Below are 20,553 nucleotides of genomic sequence, written 5' to 3' on the forward strand. Positions count from 1 at the left end.
TGATGTGATTGATTCTCATTTGCATTATGAAACATGTAATACGCTGAAACCTTTGCGTAAGCTACAAACTCGTTTGAGCCGCGGCGGCGGCCTCGTCAGCGATGGTCGCTACGGCGCGCGAGCGTCGGCGTGACGCCGAAGCGGCGCTTGTAGGCCGTCGCGAAATTCGCGGCGCTCGTATAGCCGGCCAGCGCCGCAGCCTGCTTGACGCTCACCGCGTCGCGCTCGAGTGCGAGCCGCGCGCGCTGCAGGTGATGTTCGCGGATGAAGTCGAATACCGTCGTGCCGTAGGCTGACCGGAACTGCCGCTGCATCGCGTTCGTGCTCATGCCGGCATGGCGCGCGATATCGTCGAGTGACAAGTCCTGCGCCGCATCGCTCGCCAGGAACGCGCGCAATTCCGCCATCCGGCGGTAGTCGCGCGATCCGAGCGCCGCATCCTGCGCCGGTGCGGCGTCCATCGCCTCCGCCTCGAGCGGCGCGAACGCCTCGGCCAGCAATTCCAGCACGCGACTTTCGAGATAGATCGCCTGCAGCATCGGCTGATAGGTCGGCGGCCGCACGATCTGCTCGGCCAGTGCCGTCGCACGCGGCGTCGGCTGCCAGAAGCGGATCGCCAGGTGCGCGGACAGCATCGCATCCAGCCGCTCCGGCAGCATGCCGCGGCTCGCAGCCTGCAGATGCCCGAGCCACTCGCCCGACATCGCGAGACTGAGCCGCCGTGCATAGCCGCCCTTGCTGAGCCGCCGGCGGAACGTATCCGGCTGCACCGCGTTGAGCAGGAACGACTGCATCCGCACCGCGGGCCGCGGCACCGGGGCCCGGCTCGCGCGGTGCGCATCCGTCGTCAGCACCACGCGCCGGTCGCCGTACGACACGTCGAGCGCGCCTTCGAGCAGCAGCACGAGATGCAGGCCCGGCGTGCACTGCCCTGACATCACCGCGTCGAATTCGTCGGTCGCGTCGTCCGCGTGGATGCGCAGGCCCGGTCGCACCTCGCGGATTCGCGCGACGTGCGCGTCGTGGCGGTGGCCGTCGGATTGGAAAGCAGCTGCAGTCTGCGCTGTCATGTCTTGATACCCCGTTGCGTGTGTCGGGCGCCATGGGCCCGCACAAACTATTTCGTCGTTGGAACAAACAGACGGCATCCCGCGATGTCCGACTGCTCGGTTACAATTAAATGCGAATTGTTCTCATTTACATCGTATCGGGAGTCGCGTGAGAAAGACAAGTGGAATGTGGGCCATGCTGGTCGCATGGCTGTGCAGCGGGTTCGTCGCGCAGGCGGCATGCGCGGACACCACCGTGACCGACCTCGCCGGTCGGCAAGTCCGGATTCCCGCGCGCGTCGAACGCGTGCTGCTCGGCGAAGGGCGCCTGCTGCCCGCGCTGGCGGTCGTCGACGCCGATCCCACCCGTCGCCTCGTCGGCATGATGGGCGATTTCGAACAGCTCGATCCGGCCAGCTACGGGCAATGGCTCGAGCGGTTTCCGCGCCTGAAGGACGTACCGCGCATCGGCCGCTCGCAGGCCGGCAGCTTCAGCGACGAACGCGCGCTCGCGCTGCGCCCGCAGGTCGCGATCTTCGGCCTCGGCGGCGGCCACGGCCCCGGCGAGCGCGACCGCGAGACGCTCGCGCGGCTCGAAGCCGCCGGCGTTGCGATCGTCTTCGTCGATTTCCGGCACGACCCGCTCGTCAATACGACGCGCAGCATCGCGCTGCTCGGCCAGGTCTTCGGCGCGCCGCAGCGCGCGGCGGATTTCAACGCGTACTGGCAGGCGCAGTTCGATCTCGTCCGTACGCGGCTCGCGAACGCGCACGCGGTCGCGCCGAGCGTGTTCCTCGAAAGCCGAGTCGGCCTGTCGAGCGACTGCTGCGACACGATGACGGGCATGATGGGGCACCTGCTCGACGCGGCCGGCGGCAACAACATCGCGAAAAGCCGCGTGCCCGGCGAGCACGGCACGCTGAATCCGGAATACCTGCTCAGCCGCCAGCCCGATTTCTACATCGGCACGGGGATCGGCTCGACGCAGACACTGCAAAGTGCGCCGCTGCGCATCGCGCTCGGCGCCGGCGTGTCGCGCGACACCGCTACCCGTTCGTTCGACCGGTCGCTGCAGCGCCCGCAGATTGCGCCGCTGCGCGCGGTGCGCGAGCGCCGCGCCTATGCGATCTGGCATCACTTCTACAACTCGCCGTTCAACGTCGTCGCGGTGCAGGCCATGGCCAAATGGCTGCATCCGGCGCTGTTCGCCGACATCGATCCGCGCCGCACGCTCGACACGATGGTGCAACGCTTCCAGCCGGTTCCGCTGCAGGGCGAATACTGGGTGCAGGAAGGGTCCTGACATGTCGCGCCCCGCTTCCACGATGCGTCGCTCGCTGCTCGTCGCCGGCCTCGCGGGCCCGCTCGGCGCCCACCTCACCCCCGCGCTCGCCGCGCGCGCACCGGACTGGCCCGCGCTCGACGCCGCGCCCGCCGTGCAGGTGCCGAACAGCCGCCAGTTCGACGTCACGGTCGGCGGCAAGCCCCGCCGCCTGTTCGTCGCGCTGCCCGCCGAGCGGGCCGTTACGGGATCCCATCCGGTACTGACCGTCCTCGACGGCAACGCGCTCTTCCCGCTCGCCGCGCAACTCGTGCGCAACCGGCGCGCACGCCCAGACGCCCCGGCCGATCCTGAACCCGTCGTGATCGGCATCGGTTATCCGACTGACGCCGCCTACGACATGACGGCCCGCGCGGACGACTACACGCTCGCGCCGCTGCCGGACGGCCGCGGTGTCGTCGCCGACCGCCTGCTCGATTTCATCGAGCACGACGTGCAGCCCTGGCTCGCGCAACAGGTGGCCGTCGACCCGGCACGCCAGACGCTGTTCGGTCATTCGTACGGCGGCCTGCTGACGCTGTACGCGATGCTGACGCGCCCGCACCTGTTCGCGCGGTATGTCGCGGCCAGCCCGTCGATCTGGTGGGGCGACCGCGCGCTGCTGCCCTATGCGGATCGTTTCGCCGCGCAAGCGGCGCCGCTTTCGCCCGCGCTGCGGCTGCTGGTCACCGCGGGCAGTCTCGAAGAAGGCACGCCGAATCCCGACGCCGAACGCATGCGCCGGCAGCAGGCGCGCAAGCAGGTCAGCTCCGCGCGCGACTTCGTCAGTCGCGTCGGCGCCCGCCCGGGCCTCGACGCGACGTTCCGCCTGATCGACGGAGAGGATCATGGCGGCGTCGTGGTGCCCAGCGCGATGCTGGCGGCGCGCATCGCGGCCGAAGCCGTCGCGGGAGCGGCCGCATGAGCACCGCGTCGCCCGCATCGTCGCCTTCGCGCCGCTCGTCCGCTTCGCTGAAGCTGCGTTACCGCGCAGTCGCCGCGCGGCGCGTCGGCGCGCTGATGTGCCTCGCCTGTGTGCTCGGCACGCTGCTCGTCGTCGACATCGGCACCGGCCCGTCGCCGTTCCCGATCGCGGATCTGGTCGCGGGGCTGTTCCGGCCGGACGCGCTGCCGCTCGAGCAGCGCGTGATCCTCTGGGACGTGCGCCTGCCTTATGCGCTGATGGCCGTGCTCGTCGGTGCGTCGCTCGGCCTCGCCGGCGCGGAAATGCAGACCGTGCTGAACAATCCGCTCGCGAGCCCGTTCACGCTCGGCATGTCGGCCGCCGCGAGCGTCGGTGCGTCGCTCGTCGTGATCTCGGGCTGGCATGTCGTGCTCTGGAACGAGAACATCGCGCTGTCGCTCGGCGCGTTCGGCTGCGCGAGCCTCGCGACGCTGCTGATCGTCTGGCTCGCGTGGCGCCACGGCGCGACGACCGAAACCGTGGTGCTGTTCGGCATCGGCCTGATGTTCAGCTTCGAGGCGCTGCTGTGGCTGCTGCAGTTTCTCGCGGACGCGAACGCGCTTCAGCAGATCGTCTTCTGGAGCATGGGCAGCCTCGCGCGCGCGACGTGGGGCAAGATCGCGCTGCTGTCGTGCATGCTCGCCGGGTGCGCGTTGTGGGCGAGCTTCGACGTCGCGTCGCTGACGGCGCTGCGCGCCGGCGACGAACAGGCGCGCAGCATGGGCATCGCGGTCGAGCGGCTGCGACTCGTCGCGCTGATCCGCATCAGCCTGCTGTCGGCCACCGCGCTATCGTTCGTCGGCACGATCGGGTTCATCGGTCTCGTCGGGCCGCACGTCGCACGCCTGCTCGTCGGCGACGAGCATCGCTACTACCTGCCCGGCGCCGCCCTCGCCGGCGCGATCATGCTGGCCGGCGCGTCCGTGCTCAGCAAGGCGCTGATCCCCGGCGTGACGCTGCCGATCGGGATCATCACCGCGCTGGTCGGCGTGCCGCTGTTCATGATCCTCGTCAGCCGGCGCAGGAGGCTCGATGGATAAGCGCACGCTGTGCGTCGACGACCTCGTCGTGCGGTATGGCGCGAAGGTCGTGCTCGACCGCTTGTCGCTCGCGCCCGTGGCGCCGGGCACGATGGTCGGATTGCTCGGACCGAACGGCGTCGGCAAATCGACGCTGCTGCGCGCCCTCGCGCGGCTCGCGGCCGCACGCGGCAACGCAGCGTTCGGCGGATTCGACCTGCTGCGCGGCGCGCGCCGGGAACACACGCGGCAGGTCGGCTACCTGCCGCAGACGCTGCCGCAACCGTCGTCGCTGCTCGTGTACGAAGCCGTCCGCAGTGCATTGCGCGCGACCTGCCCTGGTTTGTCCGACGCGGCGCGCGACCTGCGCCTGCAGAACGTGTTCGAGCGATTGCGGTTGCAAGCGCTTGCGATGTCGCCGCTCGACCGGCTGTCCGGCGGACAGCGGCAGATCGTCGGACTCGCGCAGGTGCTCGTGCGCGACACGCCGCTGCTGCTGCTCGACGAACCGACGAGCGCGCTCGATCTGCGCTGGCAATTGCTCGCGCTGGAGGCGGTCGGGGACGCGGCACGCCGACACGGTGCGGTCGTACTGGTCGCGATGCACGACCTGAATCTCGCATCGCGATTCTGCGACCGGCTCGCGCTGCTCGGCACCGACGGCCTCGTCGCCGACGGCACCCCCGCCGAAGTCCTGACACCGCCGCACCTGCGGCGCGCGTATCGCGTCGACGCCCGGGTCGAACGGACGGCAGCCGGCGATTACGTCGCGCTCGCGGAGCGAGCCATAACGGATGACGCGTGGGAAGCGTGCGACGCTTGAGCGCGGATCGGTCGTCGCGCTGACGACCGGTCCGGCTTGCGGTCATCAGGCCGCCATGCCCTTCGCGCGGCCGCATCGGACGCCGGTAACAACGCGTGCCGGCGCGGGCAAAGCGTCATAGAATCGCGCGGCGGGGCCGTCGGGTCCCGCCCCACCGCGACCTCGGCAAACGAATGCACGGCCGCCATGCGCGGGGCGACCTGTTCCTCTACCCTGCAAGGACGATCGCGTGATGCGCGCATACCGACTTCTGCTGACGGCCAGCACCATGGCCATGCTGGCCGGCTCGGCTGCGGCAGCGGCAGCGGCTGCCCAGCCGGTGCCCGTCACCGCGGCGGCCGCCCCAAACTGCCCGTCACCGTCGTTCGAACGTTATCCGGCGCGCACGGCACCCGCGCCGCACACCACGGCCCACGCGCCACGATTGACCAGCAAGGAAGCCCGCCTCTACCGCACCGTGATTCGCGACGAGTTCACGCAACCGGCGAATTTCGCCGGCCACTACCGCGTCGCGATCTGGGGTTGCGGAACCGATTGCCGGAATTTTGCGATCGTCGACAAGTACACGGGCGCGACCTACACGATGCCCGGCGTGCAGGCCGTCGCGGGTGTGATGGGCAACGACGACGAGCGCGTCGATTTCCGCGCCGACAGCAGGCTGCTGATCATCGCGGGTTGCTTCAACGACGACTGCGACTACGACAGCAAGAAAGCGGCCCGGCTCTTCTATGAGTGGACCGGCACACGGTTGCGCCGGGTCGGCACCTGTCCGCTGGCCATCGAGCGAATCCAGTAGCCGGCCGATGAACGCGCCGGCCGCCGCTCGCCGCGACTTGCGCTATCGTTCTTCCGGTACACCTTGAACGGCCCCCCCGCTCGCGATGTCCATTCACCTCAGTTTCGACGACGGCCCCGGCCCGTCAACGCCTGCCTTGCTCGATGTCCTGCGCGACGCGTCGTGCAAGGCGACCTTCTTCCTGCTCGGCAAGCACCTGACGGGCGGAGCGCTCGACGTCGCCGCAAGGATGGCGAGCGAAGGCCATCGGCTCGGCAATCACACCCGTTCGCACGCGAGGCCCGGCGCGCTGGCGGACGACGCGCTGATCGACGAGATCGAGACGACCGACGCGCTGATCCGCGACGCCTGTCGCCAGGCCGGCGTTCCTGTGCCGGACACGATCCCGCTGCGCCTGCCTTATGGACTGATGCCGCACGACAATCGCGCCGGCGTACTGGCGCGGCTGCAGCGCGAACACACGGGCTGGACCGCGATACTGGATGACTGGCAGCGGCCGGCGCCGTCGCCGCAGGCGCTGTTCGACGCGATGTGCGCGCATGTCGATGCCAGCACGGCACGACAGCGCGACGTGCTGTTCTGCCTGCACGACGGATCGCGGCACGGCGACGCGCGGCCCAATACGGTCGAAGCGGTGCGCCTGTTCCTGAATCGGCAGCGCTGAATCGGCAGCCGGCTAGCGTCCGGGCGCCGCGCCATCCAGCAACTGCCGCCAGCCGCCGAGAAAGCCGATGCCGGGCCCCGGCGTCCACAGGCCGCGCTGCGCGGCTTCGAGGTGGATCAGCGTCTGGTCTGCACAGAACAGGGCCATCAGCGCATCGCGGCGGGCATGCATCCAGTCCGGCGCAGGATCGGGCCGCGTCGCTGCATAGGCTTGCAGGCCGGCGTCCCAGCGCTGCATATCGAATACGAAGCGATCGTCCCTGCCCGCATCGCGCGACAGCGCGAACAGCGCAAAGGCCGCCTCGAGCCATTGCGCGCCCTGTCCGACATCGTCGAAATCGAGCACACCGTTCACTGCGTGCCCCACGTACAGCAGGTTGCCCGCGTGATAGTCGCCGTGCAGCCAGTGCACCGCCCCCGTCAGCCAGCGCGCTGCCGTGTCGAGCTGTGCGCCGATCAGCCGGATCATCGTCTCGTAGTGGTCGTTCAGGTCTCCCGGCAACGACGGCGCGGCACGCGCCGCTACGCGTGCGTGACGCGCCGACAGCCACGCCAGCGGCGCCGATTCGGTCGCGGGTATCGCCGCCAGCGCGGCATGCAACTGCGCGAGCGCACGCATCGCATCGATCGCGCCCGCGCGCCCCTCGTCCGGCAGGCCGGGAATGCCGTCGATATGCTCGAACAGATGCAGCCAGCTTCCATCGGGAAGCCGCACACCGGACTGTGCATCCACGGTCGGCCGCAGGCGCGGCAGCGCGGGCAGCATCGGCGCAGTACGCAGATGGCCGAGTATCGCTACCTCGCGATGCACCTGCTCGACCGGCTTCCCGGACCACGACACGCGCAGCACCGCGCGCGCCGAATCGCACTCGACGAGATACGTTTTGTTAGTATGGCCCGACGCCAGCGCCTGCAGGCGCGCCGGCCCGAGGTTCCAGTACCGGTGAAGCCACGGTTCCAGCGTTTTCACGTCACTCCTACTCGTTGCATTGACCATGTCAGAGCGTCCTTCGGCCCGCATGCGGGACATCAACATCGAATGGCTGACGCGCGCTGCCGAATTCGACCATCTGTTCCAGACGCGCTGGCTCGGCGAGCGCTTCTTCCATCTGCCCGGCGACATGCTCGCGCTCCAGGAACTGATCTGGCGCGTGCGTCCCGACTGCATCGTGCAGACCGGCATCGCGGCGGGCGGCGGCGTCGTATTCTCCGCGTCGATGCTGGAACTGGCGGGCGACAGCGGCCGCGTCGTCGCGATCGAGCCGCGCCTGCGCGACGAGGTCAGGCAGCGCCTGCAATCGCACCGGCTCGCCCACCGCATGACGCTGATCGAAGGCGAATCGTGCGCGGCCGACACGCTTGCGTCGGTGCGCGCACTGATACCGGACGGCGCACGCGTGATGGCGATCCTCGATCTCACGCACACTCACGCGCACGTGCTGCGCGAACTCGAATGCTATGCGCCGCTCGTGACGCCCGACAGCTACGCGATCGTGATGGATACCATCATGGAGTACCTGCCCGCGTCGATGTTCGACGGCAAGCCGTACGGCAAAGGCAACAACCCAGCCACCGCCGCGCATGAATTCCTCGCCCGCGACGACCGGTTCGAGGTCGACTACGACATCGAGGACCGCGTACTCATGACGCTGTCGCCAGGCGGTTTCCTGAAGCGAGTGCGCTGATCAGGCGCGCTGCCTCGGCCGACCCGTCGCGCGCATAGCTCGCACGGATCCGCGCCGCCTGCTCGCGCAGCGATCCAGGCCGCAACAGGCGTTCGAGCGCATCGGCGATGTCCGCCACGCCGGCCTGCTGCAGATCCAGCACGCACCCCGCGCCGGCCCGCTCGACGAAGTGCGCCGAATGGAACTGGTCATTGCAGAACGGCGACAGCAGCATCGGCACGCCGCATGCAAGCGACTCCATCACCGAATTCGCGCCGCCGTGGCTGACGAACGCGTGCGCGCGCTGCAACAGCGCCAGTTGCGGCACGTAGCGCACCGCGACGACGCGTTCGTCGTCGGTCGGCAGCAGATCCGAATCGACCAGTTCGCCCACCGACAACACCAGTTGCGCCGACGTCGCGCGCGCCGCCTCGATGACTTTCGCGAACACGTCGGGATGGTAGTAAAGCTGGCTGCCGAGCGACATGTAGACGAGCGGGCGATCGGCGTCGAGGCGCTCCCACGGAAACGGCGTCTCGTCGCCGCGCGCGCCGGACGGCAGTGCCGGACCGACCAGCTCGACACCGTGCGGCGGTGCGCCGACCAACGCATCGGTCGTGAACGCGAGCGTCAGGTGCGGAGAGAGAATGTCGCAACCGCGAAAACGCGCATCGAGCCCGTAGCGCGCGAACAGGCGCGTGCGTTCCGGCGCGAGCCATCGCACCGTGCGCAGCAGTTCGGAATCGAGATCGTCCGGCAGCACCGGATTCAGCGAATTCGACATCGAAACCCACGGCAGCCCTTCCAGCTCGGCGGCAATCGCCGCCGCATAGAGCAGCGGATCGATCACCACCACGTCGGGCCGCCAGTCGCGTAGCACCGCTCGGATGCCGTCCACCTGCGCGGGCGCGAGATCGATCAGCAGTGTGCGGATCCAGTGCCGCAGCCAGTCGGCGTCGCGAATGTTCGCGGCGAAGCTCGCGCCGCGCGACAGGTCGTGGCGCTCGGGCGTCTCGCGCGGCCCCACAAATGTGAAACCGCCAGCGCCGTCGAGCTGTGCGCTGATGTCGGCCGGCGCATAGAACGCGACGTCGCAGCCGGCATCGCGCAGATGCTGGGCCGGGCCGATGCACGGATTGACGTGCCCTTTCTCTGGCACCACGCAGAACAGGATGCGTTTCATGAGCGGCTCAGGTTGGGCGATGCGCGGCATCGAGGGCGTCGAAATGATCGAGGATCAGCGACAGCGTCGTCCACAGCACGCGTTCGTTGTCCGTCTGCAGCGTGGGGACGGCCAGACCGAGCTTGCCGGCCAGCGCATGCGTACGGTCGCGATCGAGCAGCGTCGCGAGGTCCATCGCCGGGGCGAGCCGACCGCGCTTGGGGCCGTGCACGAGCCGGTCCGGCAGGTTCAGGCGCGCACCGAGATCGCGCAGGCATTGCTTGTCCGGATCGGGCGCGATGCTCGTCAGATGCGCGACGACGGCATCGTCGACGAACGGCGGATGCAGCTCGACCGACGCCACATCGAACAACGCATGGCACAGCGGCAGATAGTTGGCCGACTGGTCGCGGCGCAGCACCTGGTCCGCGCCGTCGCCCGTGATGGCCACCTCGACACCGTCCGCGGCCATCGCGTCGGCGAGCAGCAGCTTCGCGACCGGATGCAAGTTGAACATCGGCTCCTCGACCGCATGCGTCGTTCTCGGCAGCGCCGCGACGAAATCGGCCTCGTTCGCGCGCACGATCTTCACGTTCGCCTGCATCTGCCCGGCCAGTTCGAGTGCGGCATCGCGCTCGCAATAGTCCGGCATGTCGGTCACGAGGATGTAGGACGTCACGTGCCGCTGCGCACCGAGTTCGCGCAGCAACGCGAGCAGCAGCGCCGAATCGAGCCCGCCGCTCAACGCCAGCGCAACACGCTTGCCGCTGTCGAGCGCGCGCTGCAGCGACGCACGCAGCACGGTTTCCAGATCCGCGTGCTGCGGCTGCTCGGGGGCCGGCTGCACGGTCAGCCCTTGCGGCGAACGGATCAGCGCATGGCCGGGCGGCACCGCGCGCACGTCGCGCAGCACGGTGCGGCCGATCAGACGCTCGCCGCTCAGATAGCCAGCAATGGCCGCCGCGTCCAGCTCGCCGGCCGGTTGCCCCGCTGCACGCAGGACGGCCCGGATGCCGGACGCCGTCGTACCGCTGCGCGGATGATAGTGAAGCCGGTCGAAGCCGAACAGGTCGCGCGTGCCGACGATCATGGATAACGTGCCTTCAAGGAGTCCACTTCAATGCGTTTGAGGATGCGATGCGGCGCCACCGGCGCGCTGCCGCCCTGGCAATGCAGACACGCTTCGAGCGGCGCGTCGCGGTGCAGATAGGCGAGCATCGCGTCGAGCATGTCCGCGTCGTCGCGCAGCGGCAGGCCGTCGGATTGAAAATCCTTCTCGCCCCTGTAGAGCGTATGGAAATGCGCCGGACGCGTGCACGTGTAGAACATGCCGTCGCGAATCATATGGCAGCGCTCGCGGATCCAGCAATCCTGATAGAGGCGCTGTGCTTCGTCGCGATCGGTGCCGGGTTGCGTGCGGTTCATCGTCGTGAACACGTCCTGCACCTTCCAGTTCAGACGCACGTCGAAGCGCGCGGCCTGATGCTCGATGTGCGCGACCAGCTCGGGCGACAGCGACGGCTTCGGATAGCGCGAGATCGTCAGCGCATCCACCGCCTGCCAGAACGCATCCGTCATCTCGCCGAGCTTCAGGCCGTTCGTCGTGACGGAGATCACGGGCGCGATGCCCGTGGCGCGCACGCGCTCGACGAGTTCGACGAGCGCCGGATGCAGCAGCGGCTCGCCGCCGACCAGCTTGAACATGCGCGGACGCAGCACCTTCGCGGCGCGGCGCAGATCGGCCTCGAGCGATGCGGGGCTCGCGTACCACTCGGGCAGCAGCGGCGACAGCGAGCAGCATTCCGCGCAGGTCAGGTTGCAGTGATCGACGATATGCGCTTCCAGCGAGCGCGTCAGCACGCGCCCGTCTTCGACGCGATAGTCGCGATCCAGCGGCGGCGGAAACACATGCTGCCGCTCGCCTGGCGGCGTCGGATTCGAGATCCGGTTCAGATTCGCATTCACTTCAGCGTCCTGCTTCGATGCATCGGGAAAAGAAATCGACGAGACGGTCGCGCGCATCCACCATCGCGGACGCCATCGTCACCGCGCCGCTCACATGCGATGCAAAGCGCGACGGATCGTCGAGCCAGCCGTGCACGATCCAGAGCTTGAGCGCGTGCTGCAGGCACGCGGCATCGACCGCCCATGCAATGCGTGCCGGATCCACCGGCCGGGCCCGCCGATACGCCAGCACGAACGCTTGCGCCAGATGCGGCGCCTCCAGCGGCAGATGGTTCAGGCAACGCACCAGTTCGTATTCGCGCGGCGCGCCGATTGACGCTTCCCAGTCGAGAATGAGCGGCGGCAGCGTGCCCGTGAACAGATAGTTGAACTGGTTGTAGTCGTTGTGGATCGGGTGCTGCGGATCGTCGGCGGGAAACGCGTCGATGCTGCCTGGATAGTAGCGATCGAGCAGGCGCAGCGCGAGATCGACGTAGCGGCGGAGGTTCTCGGCGGCGTCGCTCGAACGTGCGCGATCCAGCGCATCGAGCAGGCTGCGGCGCACCGCGTCCGCGTCGATCGCGGTCAGCCGGGCGTGGATCGTGTCGAGCGCCGGCAGATGAAGCTGTTCGAGGCTCGTGTGCAACGCGCCCAGACTCGCGCCGAGCGCATCCCATTCGGCCGGCGAAAACGTGTCGTAGGTCCTGGACTGGCCGGTTTCCCAGCGCGTCAGCATCGCGTGGGCGTTTGACCCCGTCCACATCGGTGTGCCGGCCACCGTGCGTTTCAACGCCTGCACATGGAAGCGTGTATCGCCGTGCGTCTCGAAGTGCGCGAGCACCGCAGCTTCCTTGGCCGCACGCGCATGATGTTCGGATGCGTAGAGCTTGATCGCTACGCCGCCGTCATCGGTCGGCAGATGCCACACGCGTTCGCCGACCTGGCGCGGCGGCCCGCTGCGGCCCAACGCATAGGCGTCGCGGATCTCGTCGAAGGTCGCGGCGAGCGAGTCCATTCAGATATGCTCGGCCGGCCCGAATCGATACGGATGGCCGCTCAGGAACGTGTTGTGCCCGACGTAGCGCACCTTGTACATCGCCGGGCGGAACAGCACCGAAGGCGCGTTGTTTGCGATGCCGAGCAACGGATACAGGTCCTGCCGCACGAAGAACGCGTTGTTGCCCATGTCGTCGCAGCACACGAGTTCATAGCCCTTCTGCTTGCCGAGATGCACAAGCGATTCGAGGCTCGCGCCGTAATAGGTCGAGCCGTCCCATTCATGTTCCGGGTTGAAGCACATGACCCAACGCTCGGGCGGTGTGTAGTACGGGTTGTATTCGATCACGACGATGCGCGGCTGGAATGCTTGCAGGCCGCGCCAGACCCAGTAGTCGTTGCCGTCGATGTCGATCGACAGCAGGTCGAAGTCGGTTGGCGTGTTTGCGTCGGCGAGCAACGTGTCGATCGTGTCGGGCTGAACGCGATCGTGGTGCAAGCGAACGCGATCCGCGCCCGCGTAATGGGCGGCAAGCTTGCCGAAGCGGTACGCGCTGCCTTCCACCAGCACGCCGGACCAATCCTGTTCGCGCAGCAGCCGCGCCGTGTTGCTGTTGCGCAGGCCGTCGCTTGCACCGATATCGACGCAGAAGCGGTTGGTCGGCGCGATCCGCTCCATCAGGCGCGACAGGATGCCTTCCTCGGTGCCTTGCGCGTACAGGCTTGGCGAAAGGCCGGATAGATCGAGCGGGAGAGGATGGTCCTGCATCGAGGGGGCGGCTCCGGGTCGGAAATTAGGTAGGTATTCGGAGCGTAATTTACCCGAAGTCGATTGACGGAAGGAAACGGGAATTCACGACGCCGCCGGGTCTCACCGGTGCGGCAATGAAAAAGCCCGCATCGACAATGTTGTCGATGCGGGCCCAATGCGTTTCTGGCAGCTTCGTTCTATGCGTCCCGGCTTCGTCCTACTGCCAGGCCGTGACGCATGAGCGGAAGCGTCAGGACAATTACTCCTGCCCCTGACTCGTCAGGAACTCCTCGTAATTCCCACCGAAGTCGAACAACGTCCCATCAGTCCGCACTTCAATAATCCGGTTCGCCAGCCCGCTCACGAACTCACGGTCGTGCGACACGAAAATCAGCGTGCCTTCGAACTGCTCGAGCGCGATCTGCAGCGACTCGATCGATTCCATGTCCATGTGGTTGGTCGGCTCGTCCATCAGCAGCACGTTGTGGCGGCCGAGCATCAGCTTGCCCCAGATCATGCGACCCTTCTCGCCGCCCGACAGCACCTTCACCGACTTCCTGATGTCGTCCGACGAGAACAGCAGGCGGCCCAGCGTGCCGCGCACCATCGTTTCGTCGTCGCCGTCCTTGCGGTACTGGTCGATCCAGTCCATCAGCGTGATGTCGTTCGGGAACTCCTCGTACGTGTCCTGCGGCATGTAGCCGACATTCGCGTTCTCGGACCACTTCACCGTACCGTGCTCGAGCGCGAGCGCGCCGAGCAGCGAACGCAGCAGCGTCGTCTTGCCCGCGCCGTTCTCGCCGATGATCGCGATGCGCTCACCCGGCTGCACCGACAGGTTGAAGTTCTGGAAGATCGTGCGCTCGTACTTCTTCGTGATGTCTTCCGCCACCACCGCGACGTTGTGCAGCTTCTTCTCGAACTCGAAACGGATGAACGGGTTCTGGCGCGACGACGGCTTGAATTCCTCGATCTTGATCTTGTCGATCTGCTTCGCGCGGCTGGTCGCCTGGCGGGCCTTCGACTTGTTCGCCGAGAAGCGGCGCACGAAGTCCTGCAGTTCGGCCACGCGCTCCTTCGCGCGCGTGTTCGCCGCGGCCTGACGCTCGCGCGCCTGTGCCGATGCGAGCATGTAGTCGTCGTAGTTGCCCGGCCAGACCTTCAGCGTGCCGAAGTCCATGTCGGCCATGTGCGTGCACACCGCGTTCAGGAAGTGACGATCGTGCGAGATGATGATCATCGTCGAGTTGTACTCGTTGAGCGTGTGCTCGAGCCAACGAATCGAGTTGATGTCGAGGTTGTTGGTCGGTTCGTCGAGCAGCAGCACGTCCGGCTTCGAGAACAGCGCCTGTGCGAGCAGCACGCGCAGCTTCCAGCCCGGCGCGACGTCGGCCATCGTGCCGGTATGGAACTTCTCCTCGATGCCGATGCCGAGCAGCAGTGCGCCCGCGCGCGCCTCGGCGTCGTAGCCGCCGTATTCGGCGAACTTGCCTTCGAGCTCGGCGGCGTGCATGTAGTCGTCGTCGGTGGCTTCCGGGTTCGCGTAGATCGCGTCACGCTCGGTCATCGCGGCCCACATCTCGGTGTGGCCCATCATCACGACGTCGAGCACGCGCACGTCTTCGTACGCGAACTGATCCTGGCGCAGCTTGCCGAGACGCACGTTCGGCTCCAGCGCGACGTTGCCGGCGCTCGACTCGAGGTCGCCGCCGAGGATCTTCATGAACGTCGACTTGCCGCAGCCGTTCGCGCCGATCAGACCATAGCGGTTGCCCTCGCCGAATTTGACCGAGATATTCTCGAACAAGGGCTTCGGCCCGAATTGCATCGTGATGTTGGCAGTAGAAAGCACGGCAGGTCCCGTTAAGAGAGAAATCGACGGAAAACCGTGTATTTTAGCAGGTGTCGGAGAAACTGCCGACCGCACCCGTTCCGGCCCCGCCAATTCACCCGCCGTGCGGGGCGACCGGCCACGCCTGAGCGCCCCGCCAGTCGCCGCACTGCTCCCTTACTTGCCGGCCTTCGCCGCCGCCCGCTGCGCCGCTTTCGCGTTCATCTGCCCGAACAGCTCCGAGCACGGCACGTCCTTGTTGTTGCTCGGCGCGATCAGCGGGATCAACGCGGCGAACGGATTGATCAGCCCGAGCCCGACCATCGCGCCGGCCCGCAGCGCGAGCGCGCCCGCATCGACGCCGACGTCCGGGTTCTTGAACGTGCCCTTTGCATACAGCGGCGAGCGCAGCGAGAAGATCCGGAAGCCCTTCGTGTGCGGATGGATCTTCAGGTTCAGCGTTTCGTCGCGCAGGCTGATCGGGCCGTCGACGTTGATCAGCGCGTCGTCGGTATCGAACGCGAACACCTTCGGGTCGAGGATCCCGTTGGTCGCGACGAAGTCGACCGCCGCGCAGTTGATCTTCACGTCGTTGTTGCCGAACAGCTTCTCGTAGACGACGTTCGCGACGTTCAGCCCCGCCGCTTCCATCAGCAGGCGGCTGATGCGGCCGTCCGTCACGAGCGCCTTCACTTCACCGTTCGACGTCGCGGCCAGCGCGGCCGGCGAGTTGCCGGTCGCCGACAGCGACGCATCGCCGTTGATCTCGCCGAGCGCCGACTGCATGACCTTCTGCGCCGGGAACAGCTGCTTGAGCTTCAGGTGTCGCGCGGCCACCGTGAAGCGGCCTTTCAGCGGCGTGCCGCTGCCGTCGAGATGCGCGGTCGTCGCGAGCGTGCCGCCTGCGACGCCGAACTGCAGCGGCTCGAGCGACAGCACGCCGTCCTGCATCACGATGTGCGTGTACAGGTTGGTGATCGGCAGGTCCGAACTCTTGACCAGCTTGCGGCCCGTGAACTTGACGTCCGCGTCGAGCGCGCGCCAGCGGTCGGTACGGAACGTCTCGACCGGCAGCACGCGGCTCGACGGCTGTTTCGTCGTGTCGCCGCGCTTGGCCTTGCTCGCGGCCGTATCCGCGCCGATCACCGGGGCGAGATCGGAGAACTGCAGCAGGTTCGACACGAGTTCGCCCGACAGCTTCGGCCGCGGCTCACGCTGCTCGTACGCAAGCGTGCCGCCGAGATCGCTGCCGCCGACGCGGCCGTTGAAATTCTCGTAGCGGAACGTGCTGGCCTTCCGTTTGAAGTTGCCGATCAGCCGCCCTTCGGTCGCGTAAGGCGGCGTATCGGGCAGCGTGATGCCGCTGAGCTGATAGAGATGCGACATCGACGTGCCCTGCAGCCACAGCCGCAGGTCGATGGCCGCAAGATGCATCGGATCGGTCAGCGTGCCGACGATCGCGAGCCGCGTGTCGCCGGCCTTCACGTCGGCCTGCAGCGGGAACGGCCGCGACGCATCCTGGATCGCGAGCACGCCGCCGAGCTTGCCGGTACCGCTGATCGGCACGTTCTTGTAGCGGCCGTCGACCGTCAGCCCGAACGCATAGGTCGGGCCGGACGGCTTCGCGGGCGCCGCGACGCTGCTCGCACCGCTGGCGCCGGACGCGGCGGCAGCGGCCGATTTCGAAGAGGCGGACGACGCGGACGAGGACGAAGCCGACGCCACGGCAGACGCAGCGGACGCACCCGCCGCCGACGCGCCACTCGCAGCCTGCGCGGCGGAAGCGCTCGACGCGGCCTCCGCGTTGGCCTTCGCGCTCAGCTGCGCGGCGCCGTGCTTGCCGACACGCTGCGCCGATGCCGCGCGCGACGTCTGCTCCTGCTCCTTCAGCACATCGCCGAGCGGAATCGGCTGCCCGAGCGTATCGATCGCGACGGTCAGGTCGGCCTTGGTGATCGCATCGCGATACGTGACGGTGCCCTTCGCGAAGCCGAAGCTGTCGAGCCGCACTTTCCACGGCGACGGCTGCGCCGATTGCTTGAACTGGAAGGTCCACGTGTTGCGGCCGTCCGCGAGCCGCTCAAGGTCGACGGCCGGATTCACGACGTCGATCGACGGGATCACGATTTCATGCGCGAGCAGCGGCAGGATCGCGAGATCGAAGTGCGCGGCATCGAGCGTGACGAACTTGGGCGTCTTCGCCCAGTCGGGGTTGCCGATTTCGAGGTGCGTGGCCGAAAAGCTCGGCCAAGGCACCCATGCGCGCCAGCCGGTTTCGCCGTCGGGGCGGCGCCAGCCGACCTTGAGGTCGCCGTTGATCGCGAACGGGCGGCCGAGTGCGGCTGTGACCTGCTCGTTGACCCACGGCTTCGCGCGATTCCAGTCGAAGGCGAAGAGAAAGACGCCGGCCGCCGCGATGAGCACCGCGACGATACCGACGATCCATGCAGCCGATTTGCCGATGGCTCGGGTTAGCGTCATGGCGGTTCCGTTGTTGTTCTGAAATGTTGCCGCACCATGCCGGGCCGCTTGCGTGGACGAACGGCGCACGACACCCGCGGCTTTTCAATCGGTATTATGACGCACGCCCTGGTGACGTTTCGGCGCCATTAACGCTTTTTTTCATTTGTGACATGACAGCCCCCACCGGCCTCATCGATGCACAGCGCATCACGCGGCGCGACGCCAGCAGCGGCAAGACCTTGCTCGCCCCGACCGATTTCAGCCTCGCGGCGGGATCGCGAATTGCTATCACCGGGCCGTCCGGGTCGGGCAAGAGCGTGCTGCTGCGCGCACTCGCGCTGCTCGATCCGCTCGACGGCGGCCACATCCTGTGGCGCGGCCACGGGATCCGGCGCAGCGCGATCCCGCGCTACCGGCGCAGCGTCGCCTATGTACGCCAGCGCCCCGCGCAGATGGACGGTACCGTCGAATCGCAGTTGCGCTATCCGTATTCGCTCGCGATCTATCGCGACGTTGGGTTCGATCGCGCGCGCGCCGAAGCGCTCGCCGCGCAGGCCGGCCGCGGCCCCGACTTTCTCGACAAGCGCGCGAGCGACCTGTCGGGCGGCGAAGCGCAGATCGCCGCGCTGCTGCGCGTGCTGCAACTCGATCCCGACGTGCTGCTGCTCGACGAGCCGACGTCCGCGCTCGACCCCGAATCGGCGCGCGCGATCGAGGCGCTCGTCGGCGCATGGTTCGACGCGGCGCCCGACGCCCGCGCGTACATGTGGATCTCGCACGATCCCGCCCAGGCCGCGCGAATCGGCACGATACGGCTCGTGATGCAGGCTGGCGTGATGCACGTGGCCAACCCGACGGAGGCAACGCAATGAGTCCCGTCCTGCAGGACCTGAGCCTCGTCGACGTCGGCATCGCCGCCGCGCTGGTCGCGGTCAACGGCGCGATCTCGATGGCACTGTCGCTCGGCCTCGGCCGCAAGCTTGGGCTCGCGGCCGTGCGCACCGTCGTGCAGTTGCTCGCGATCGGCTACGTGCTCGGCTGGGTGTTCGGCCATCCGCACTGGTACGTCGTGCTGCCGCTCACCGCACTGATGACGCTGATCGCCGGGTTCGCCGGCGCGGGGCGCGGCAAGCGCACGTATCGCGGCCAGCGCATCGACAGCATCGCGTCGATCTGGTTCAGCAGCTGGTTCGTCGCGGCGGTCGGCCTGTTCGTCGTGATCCGCATCCATCCGTGGTACGCACCGCAATACGCGATTCCGATCCTCGGGATGATTCTCGGCAATACGCTCACGGGCGTGTCGCTCGGCGTCGAACGGATGATGGAAGAGCTCACGGCGCGCCGCGACCGTGTCGAAACCGCACTCGCGCTCGGCGCGACGCGCTGGGAAGCCGCTCAGGACGCTGCACGCCAGGCCGTGCGGGCGGGCATGCTGCCGACGCTGAACCAGATGGCCGTCGTCGGCGTCGTGAGCCTGCCGGGGATGATGACGGGCCAGGTGCTGGCCGGCCAGTCGCCGCTGCAGGCCGTGCGCTACCAGATTGTGATCATGTTCCTGATTGCCGCGGCCTCCGCGCTCGGCACCGTCGGTGCAGTGCTGATGACCTACCGCCGGCTGTTCTCGGCCGATCACCGCTTTCTCGCCGCGCGGCTCGAAGAACGCGCGCACTGACACGCGGCGTCACCGCGCGATGCGTTCGCGCGGTTCGCCGGTCAGCGCACGCCGCGGCGCTTGCCGAGCGCCTGCCGCAACGCGGCCGCGATGTCCGCGTCCGGCGCGAGCCCGTCGACCGACGCAACGAGCCGCACCGCGCGCGGCGTCGTCACATAGGCCTGCGCACCGACATAGCCGCCACTGCCGGCCGAGCGCGTCGTCACGACGAGCGCCTGCGGCGCACGTGCACCGAGGTCGGCCGTGAATGCATCGGTGACCGTACCGTCACGCGCATGCAGCGCGCCCGTCACGTAATCGTCGGTATCGAAGCCAGGAGCCGCATGCGCGGTCGAATACACGCGCACCGCGTAACTGCCGGTCGAGCACGGCTCGAGCGCACCGCTCGACACGACGGCCACCTGCTGCCGCGACGGCAACTCGACCTTTTTCACAAAACCACAATCGTCGGCCGCGTGCGCGTGCGCGGCGACGAACGCAATGGCACACAGCCACGCGCGCATTCGGTATTTCATCGGGATGTCGTGACAGGAAGGTGATGATGCGGGCGAGCATAGCGTGACAATCGCATGACGTCACGCAGGTCGCCACGCGATGCTGTCGTACGTCGAACGGCTGCCATGCCGCTGAGGCAGCATGCATGCTACCGCGAAGCAGGTCGCGGGAATTCACCGTGACGGCGACACGAAACGGTCACGTGCGCGGGGCAGGCGCGAGTCGAAGCCGTTGTGCGCGCACCGGCTCCGGCACCAGCCCGCGCGCACCGCTCAGCGCTTGATCGACACCGTCACCTTCGTGCCATCGCTCATCGCGACGGACTTCGACCCGCCGTTGGTCGAGATCGACACCCACTTCACCTGGCTCACCGACACGACGTCCGGACACTGCAGCGACTTGCCGCCGACCGTCACGTTGCGCGTGCCCTTCGGCGCGGCCGCCTGGAAGCTCATCTGCACGTTGGCGATCCCCTTCGCGTCGATCGACGGCGCGAGCCGCACCTGGGTCTGGCGCACCATCGCGCCGTTCTCGTCGCGCGGCAGGCTGTCGGCGTTCGGGCACCCGTCCGGCATCGCGACCGCCCCGCTCGGCGGCACCGACTTCCAGTTGAAGTCGTCCGTCTCGCCCGAGCGGATCTTGCGGGTCTCCTGCGTATTGCCGAAGGTCTTCGAGTCGACCTTGACGGTGTATTCGAGCTGTCCGGTACCGCCGCCCTTCAGGCTGCCCTTGACCGGCGGCGCCGCGAATACGCTCGCGCTGACGCACGCCGCCGCGAGCACGACCGACCACGATGCGGCGACTGACAAGCTGCGTTGGCTCATGCTGACCTCCTTGGTATGCGGCGGCACGCGCGTGCCGCGCGGTTTTCGATGCATGATGCGCTGCCAGTCTACCGCCAAGCGGCGGGCAATGCGCCGCAAACGCATCGGGTGTTACC

The 20,553-nt window shown here is 67.8% G+C and carries 20 protein-coding genes; 9 read left to right on the forward strand and 11 right to left on the reverse strand.

All coding sequences use genetic code 11. From position 1 onward, the window contains the following. Positions 1 to 95 precede the first annotated feature (95 nt). A complete protein-coding gene (locus ACN8ZM_RS09480) occupies positions 96 to 1,070 on the reverse strand; it encodes a helix-turn-helix transcriptional regulator (protein ID WP_420209871.1) in 975 nt (324 codons plus the stop codon). A gap of 166 nt (positions 1,071 to 1,236) precedes the next feature. On the opposite strand from ACN8ZM_RS09480, the gene ACN8ZM_RS09485 reads away from it, so the two are divergent. The 6 genes from ACN8ZM_RS09485 (at position 1,237) to ACN8ZM_RS09510 (ending at position 6,636) form a co-directional block, all read left to right on the forward strand. Beyond that, a complete protein-coding gene (locus tag ACN8ZM_RS09485; RefSeq protein WP_089450584.1) occupies positions 1,237 to 2,352 on the forward strand; it encodes an ABC transporter substrate-binding protein in 1,116 nt (371 codons plus the stop codon). Between the two features lies 1 nt (position 2,353). Then, positions 2,354 to 3,295, forward strand: coding sequence for an alpha/beta hydrolase (locus ACN8ZM_RS09490; RefSeq protein ID WP_420209872.1), 942 nt, complete (start codon positions 2,354 to 2,356; stop codon positions 3,293 to 3,295). Beyond that, entirely contained in the window at positions 3,292 to 4,374 is a 1,083-nt protein-coding gene (locus tag ACN8ZM_RS09495; RefSeq protein WP_420209873.1) for a FecCD family ABC transporter permease, read from the forward strand. The genes ACN8ZM_RS09490 and ACN8ZM_RS09495 overlap by 4 nt, the downstream gene beginning before the upstream one ends. Beyond that, positions 4,367 to 5,176 carry an ABC transporter ATP-binding protein gene (locus ACN8ZM_RS09500; protein WP_420209874.1) on the forward strand — a complete coding sequence of 270 codons (810 nt, stop codon included), beginning with the start codon at positions 4,367 to 4,369 and terminating at the stop codon, positions 5,174 to 5,176. Before ACN8ZM_RS09495 ends, ACN8ZM_RS09500 begins: the two co-directional genes overlap by 8 nt. A 268-nt stretch (positions 5,177 to 5,444) precedes the next feature. Next, on the forward strand, positions 5,445 to 5,972 hold the full coding sequence (locus tag ACN8ZM_RS09505) for a hypothetical protein (protein WP_420209875.1): 528 nt from the start codon (positions 5,445 to 5,447) through the stop codon (positions 5,970 to 5,972). Between the two features lie 85 nt (positions 5,973 to 6,057). After that, the gene (locus ACN8ZM_RS09510) at positions 6,058 to 6,636 is read left to right on the forward strand and encodes a polysaccharide deacetylase family protein (protein ID WP_420209876.1); all 579 of its coding nucleotides are present in this window, start codon (positions 6,058 to 6,060) and stop codon (positions 6,634 to 6,636) included. A gap of 12 nt (positions 6,637 to 6,648) precedes the next feature. Here the strand turns inward: ACN8ZM_RS09510 and ACN8ZM_RS09515 are convergent, their stop codons facing one another. Further along, the gene (locus ACN8ZM_RS09515; RefSeq protein WP_420209877.1) at positions 6,649 to 7,605 is read right to left on the reverse strand and encodes a phosphotransferase; all 957 of its coding nucleotides are present in this window, start codon (positions 7,603 to 7,605) and stop codon (positions 6,649 to 6,651) included. A 25-nt stretch (positions 7,606 to 7,630) separates the two neighbouring features. Here ACN8ZM_RS09515 and ACN8ZM_RS09520 point away from each other — a divergent pair, with 25 nt between their 5' ends. Continuing rightward, positions 7,631 to 8,320, forward strand: coding sequence for a cephalosporin hydroxylase family protein (locus tag ACN8ZM_RS09520; RefSeq protein ID WP_420209878.1), 690 nt, complete (start codon positions 7,631 to 7,633; stop codon positions 8,318 to 8,320). On the opposite strand, the gene ACN8ZM_RS09525 is transcribed toward ACN8ZM_RS09520, so the two are convergent. The 7 genes from ACN8ZM_RS09525 to ACN8ZM_RS09555 all read right to left on the reverse strand — a co-directional run bounded on the left by ACN8ZM_RS09525 (position 8,277) and on the right by ACN8ZM_RS09555 (position 17,464). Then, a complete protein-coding gene (locus ACN8ZM_RS09525; RefSeq protein ID WP_420209879.1) occupies positions 8,277 to 9,482 on the reverse strand; it encodes a glycosyltransferase in 1,206 nt (401 codons plus the stop codon). The genes ACN8ZM_RS09520 and ACN8ZM_RS09525 overlap by 44 nt on opposite strands. Before the next feature lie 7 nt (positions 9,483 to 9,489). Continuing rightward, entirely contained in the window at positions 9,490 to 10,551 is a 1,062-nt protein-coding gene (locus ACN8ZM_RS09530) for an asparagine synthase-related protein (RefSeq protein WP_420209880.1), read from the reverse strand. Beyond that, the gene (locus tag ACN8ZM_RS09535; RefSeq protein WP_420209881.1) at positions 10,548 to 11,426 is read right to left on the reverse strand and encodes a 4Fe-4S cluster-binding domain-containing protein; all 879 of its coding nucleotides are present in this window, start codon (positions 11,424 to 11,426) and stop codon (positions 10,548 to 10,550) included. Before ACN8ZM_RS09535 ends, ACN8ZM_RS09530 begins: the two co-directional genes overlap by 4 nt. Before the next feature lies 1 nt (position 11,427). After that, a complete protein-coding gene (locus tag ACN8ZM_RS09540; protein ID WP_420209882.1) occupies positions 11,428 to 12,420 on the reverse strand; it encodes a phosphotransferase enzyme family protein in 993 nt (330 codons plus the stop codon). Continuing rightward, a complete protein-coding gene (locus ACN8ZM_RS09545; protein ID WP_420209883.1) occupies positions 12,421 to 13,170 on the reverse strand; it encodes an FkbM family methyltransferase in 750 nt (249 codons plus the stop codon). It lies immediately after the preceding gene. A gap of 241 nt (positions 13,171 to 13,411) precedes the next feature. After that, complete coding sequence (locus ACN8ZM_RS09550) at positions 13,412 to 15,004, reverse strand: ABC-F family ATPase (RefSeq protein WP_043188363.1); 1,593 nt, start codon at positions 15,002 to 15,004, stop codon at positions 13,412 to 13,414. Positions 15,005 to 15,160: 156 nt separating this feature from the next. Continuing rightward, positions 15,161 to 17,464: an AsmA family protein gene (locus ACN8ZM_RS09555; RefSeq protein ID WP_420209884.1), complete on the reverse strand. Its 2,304-nt coding sequence runs from the start codon at positions 17,462 to 17,464 to the stop codon at positions 15,161 to 15,163. Positions 17,465 to 17,616: 152 nt separating this feature from the next. On the opposite strand from ACN8ZM_RS09555, the gene ACN8ZM_RS09560 reads away from it, so the two are divergent. Both ACN8ZM_RS09560 and ACN8ZM_RS09565 read left to right on the forward strand, forming a co-directional pair. Continuing rightward, the gene (locus ACN8ZM_RS09560) at positions 17,617 to 18,318 is read left to right on the forward strand and encodes an ABC transporter ATP-binding protein (protein WP_205821982.1); all 702 of its coding nucleotides are present in this window, start codon (positions 17,617 to 17,619) and stop codon (positions 18,316 to 18,318) included. Continuing rightward, positions 18,315 to 19,118, forward strand: coding sequence for an ABC transporter permease (locus ACN8ZM_RS09565; protein ID WP_043188354.1), 804 nt, complete (start codon positions 18,315 to 18,317; stop codon positions 19,116 to 19,118). Before ACN8ZM_RS09560 ends, ACN8ZM_RS09565 begins: the two co-directional genes overlap by 4 nt. Positions 19,119 to 19,159: 41 nt before the next feature. Here the strand turns inward: ACN8ZM_RS09565 and ACN8ZM_RS09570 are convergent, their stop codons facing one another. Both ACN8ZM_RS09570 and ACN8ZM_RS09575 read right to left on the reverse strand, forming a co-directional pair. Then, on the reverse strand, positions 19,160 to 19,633 hold the full coding sequence (locus tag ACN8ZM_RS09570) for a PliI family lysozyme inhibitor of I-type lysozyme (RefSeq protein WP_089450597.1): 474 nt from the start codon (positions 19,631 to 19,633) through the stop codon (positions 19,160 to 19,162). A 252-nt stretch (positions 19,634 to 19,885) separates the two neighbouring features. Further along, positions 19,886 to 20,437, reverse strand: coding sequence for a DUF6013 family protein (locus ACN8ZM_RS09575; RefSeq protein WP_089450715.1), 552 nt, complete (start codon positions 20,435 to 20,437; stop codon positions 19,886 to 19,888). Between the last annotated feature and the right edge of the window lie 116 nt (positions 20,438 to 20,553).

Source organism: Burkholderia aenigmatica (genome assembly GCF_048627025.1).
Classification (GTDB): Bacteria; Pseudomonadota; Gammaproteobacteria; order Burkholderiales; family Burkholderiaceae; genus Burkholderia; species Burkholderia aenigmatica.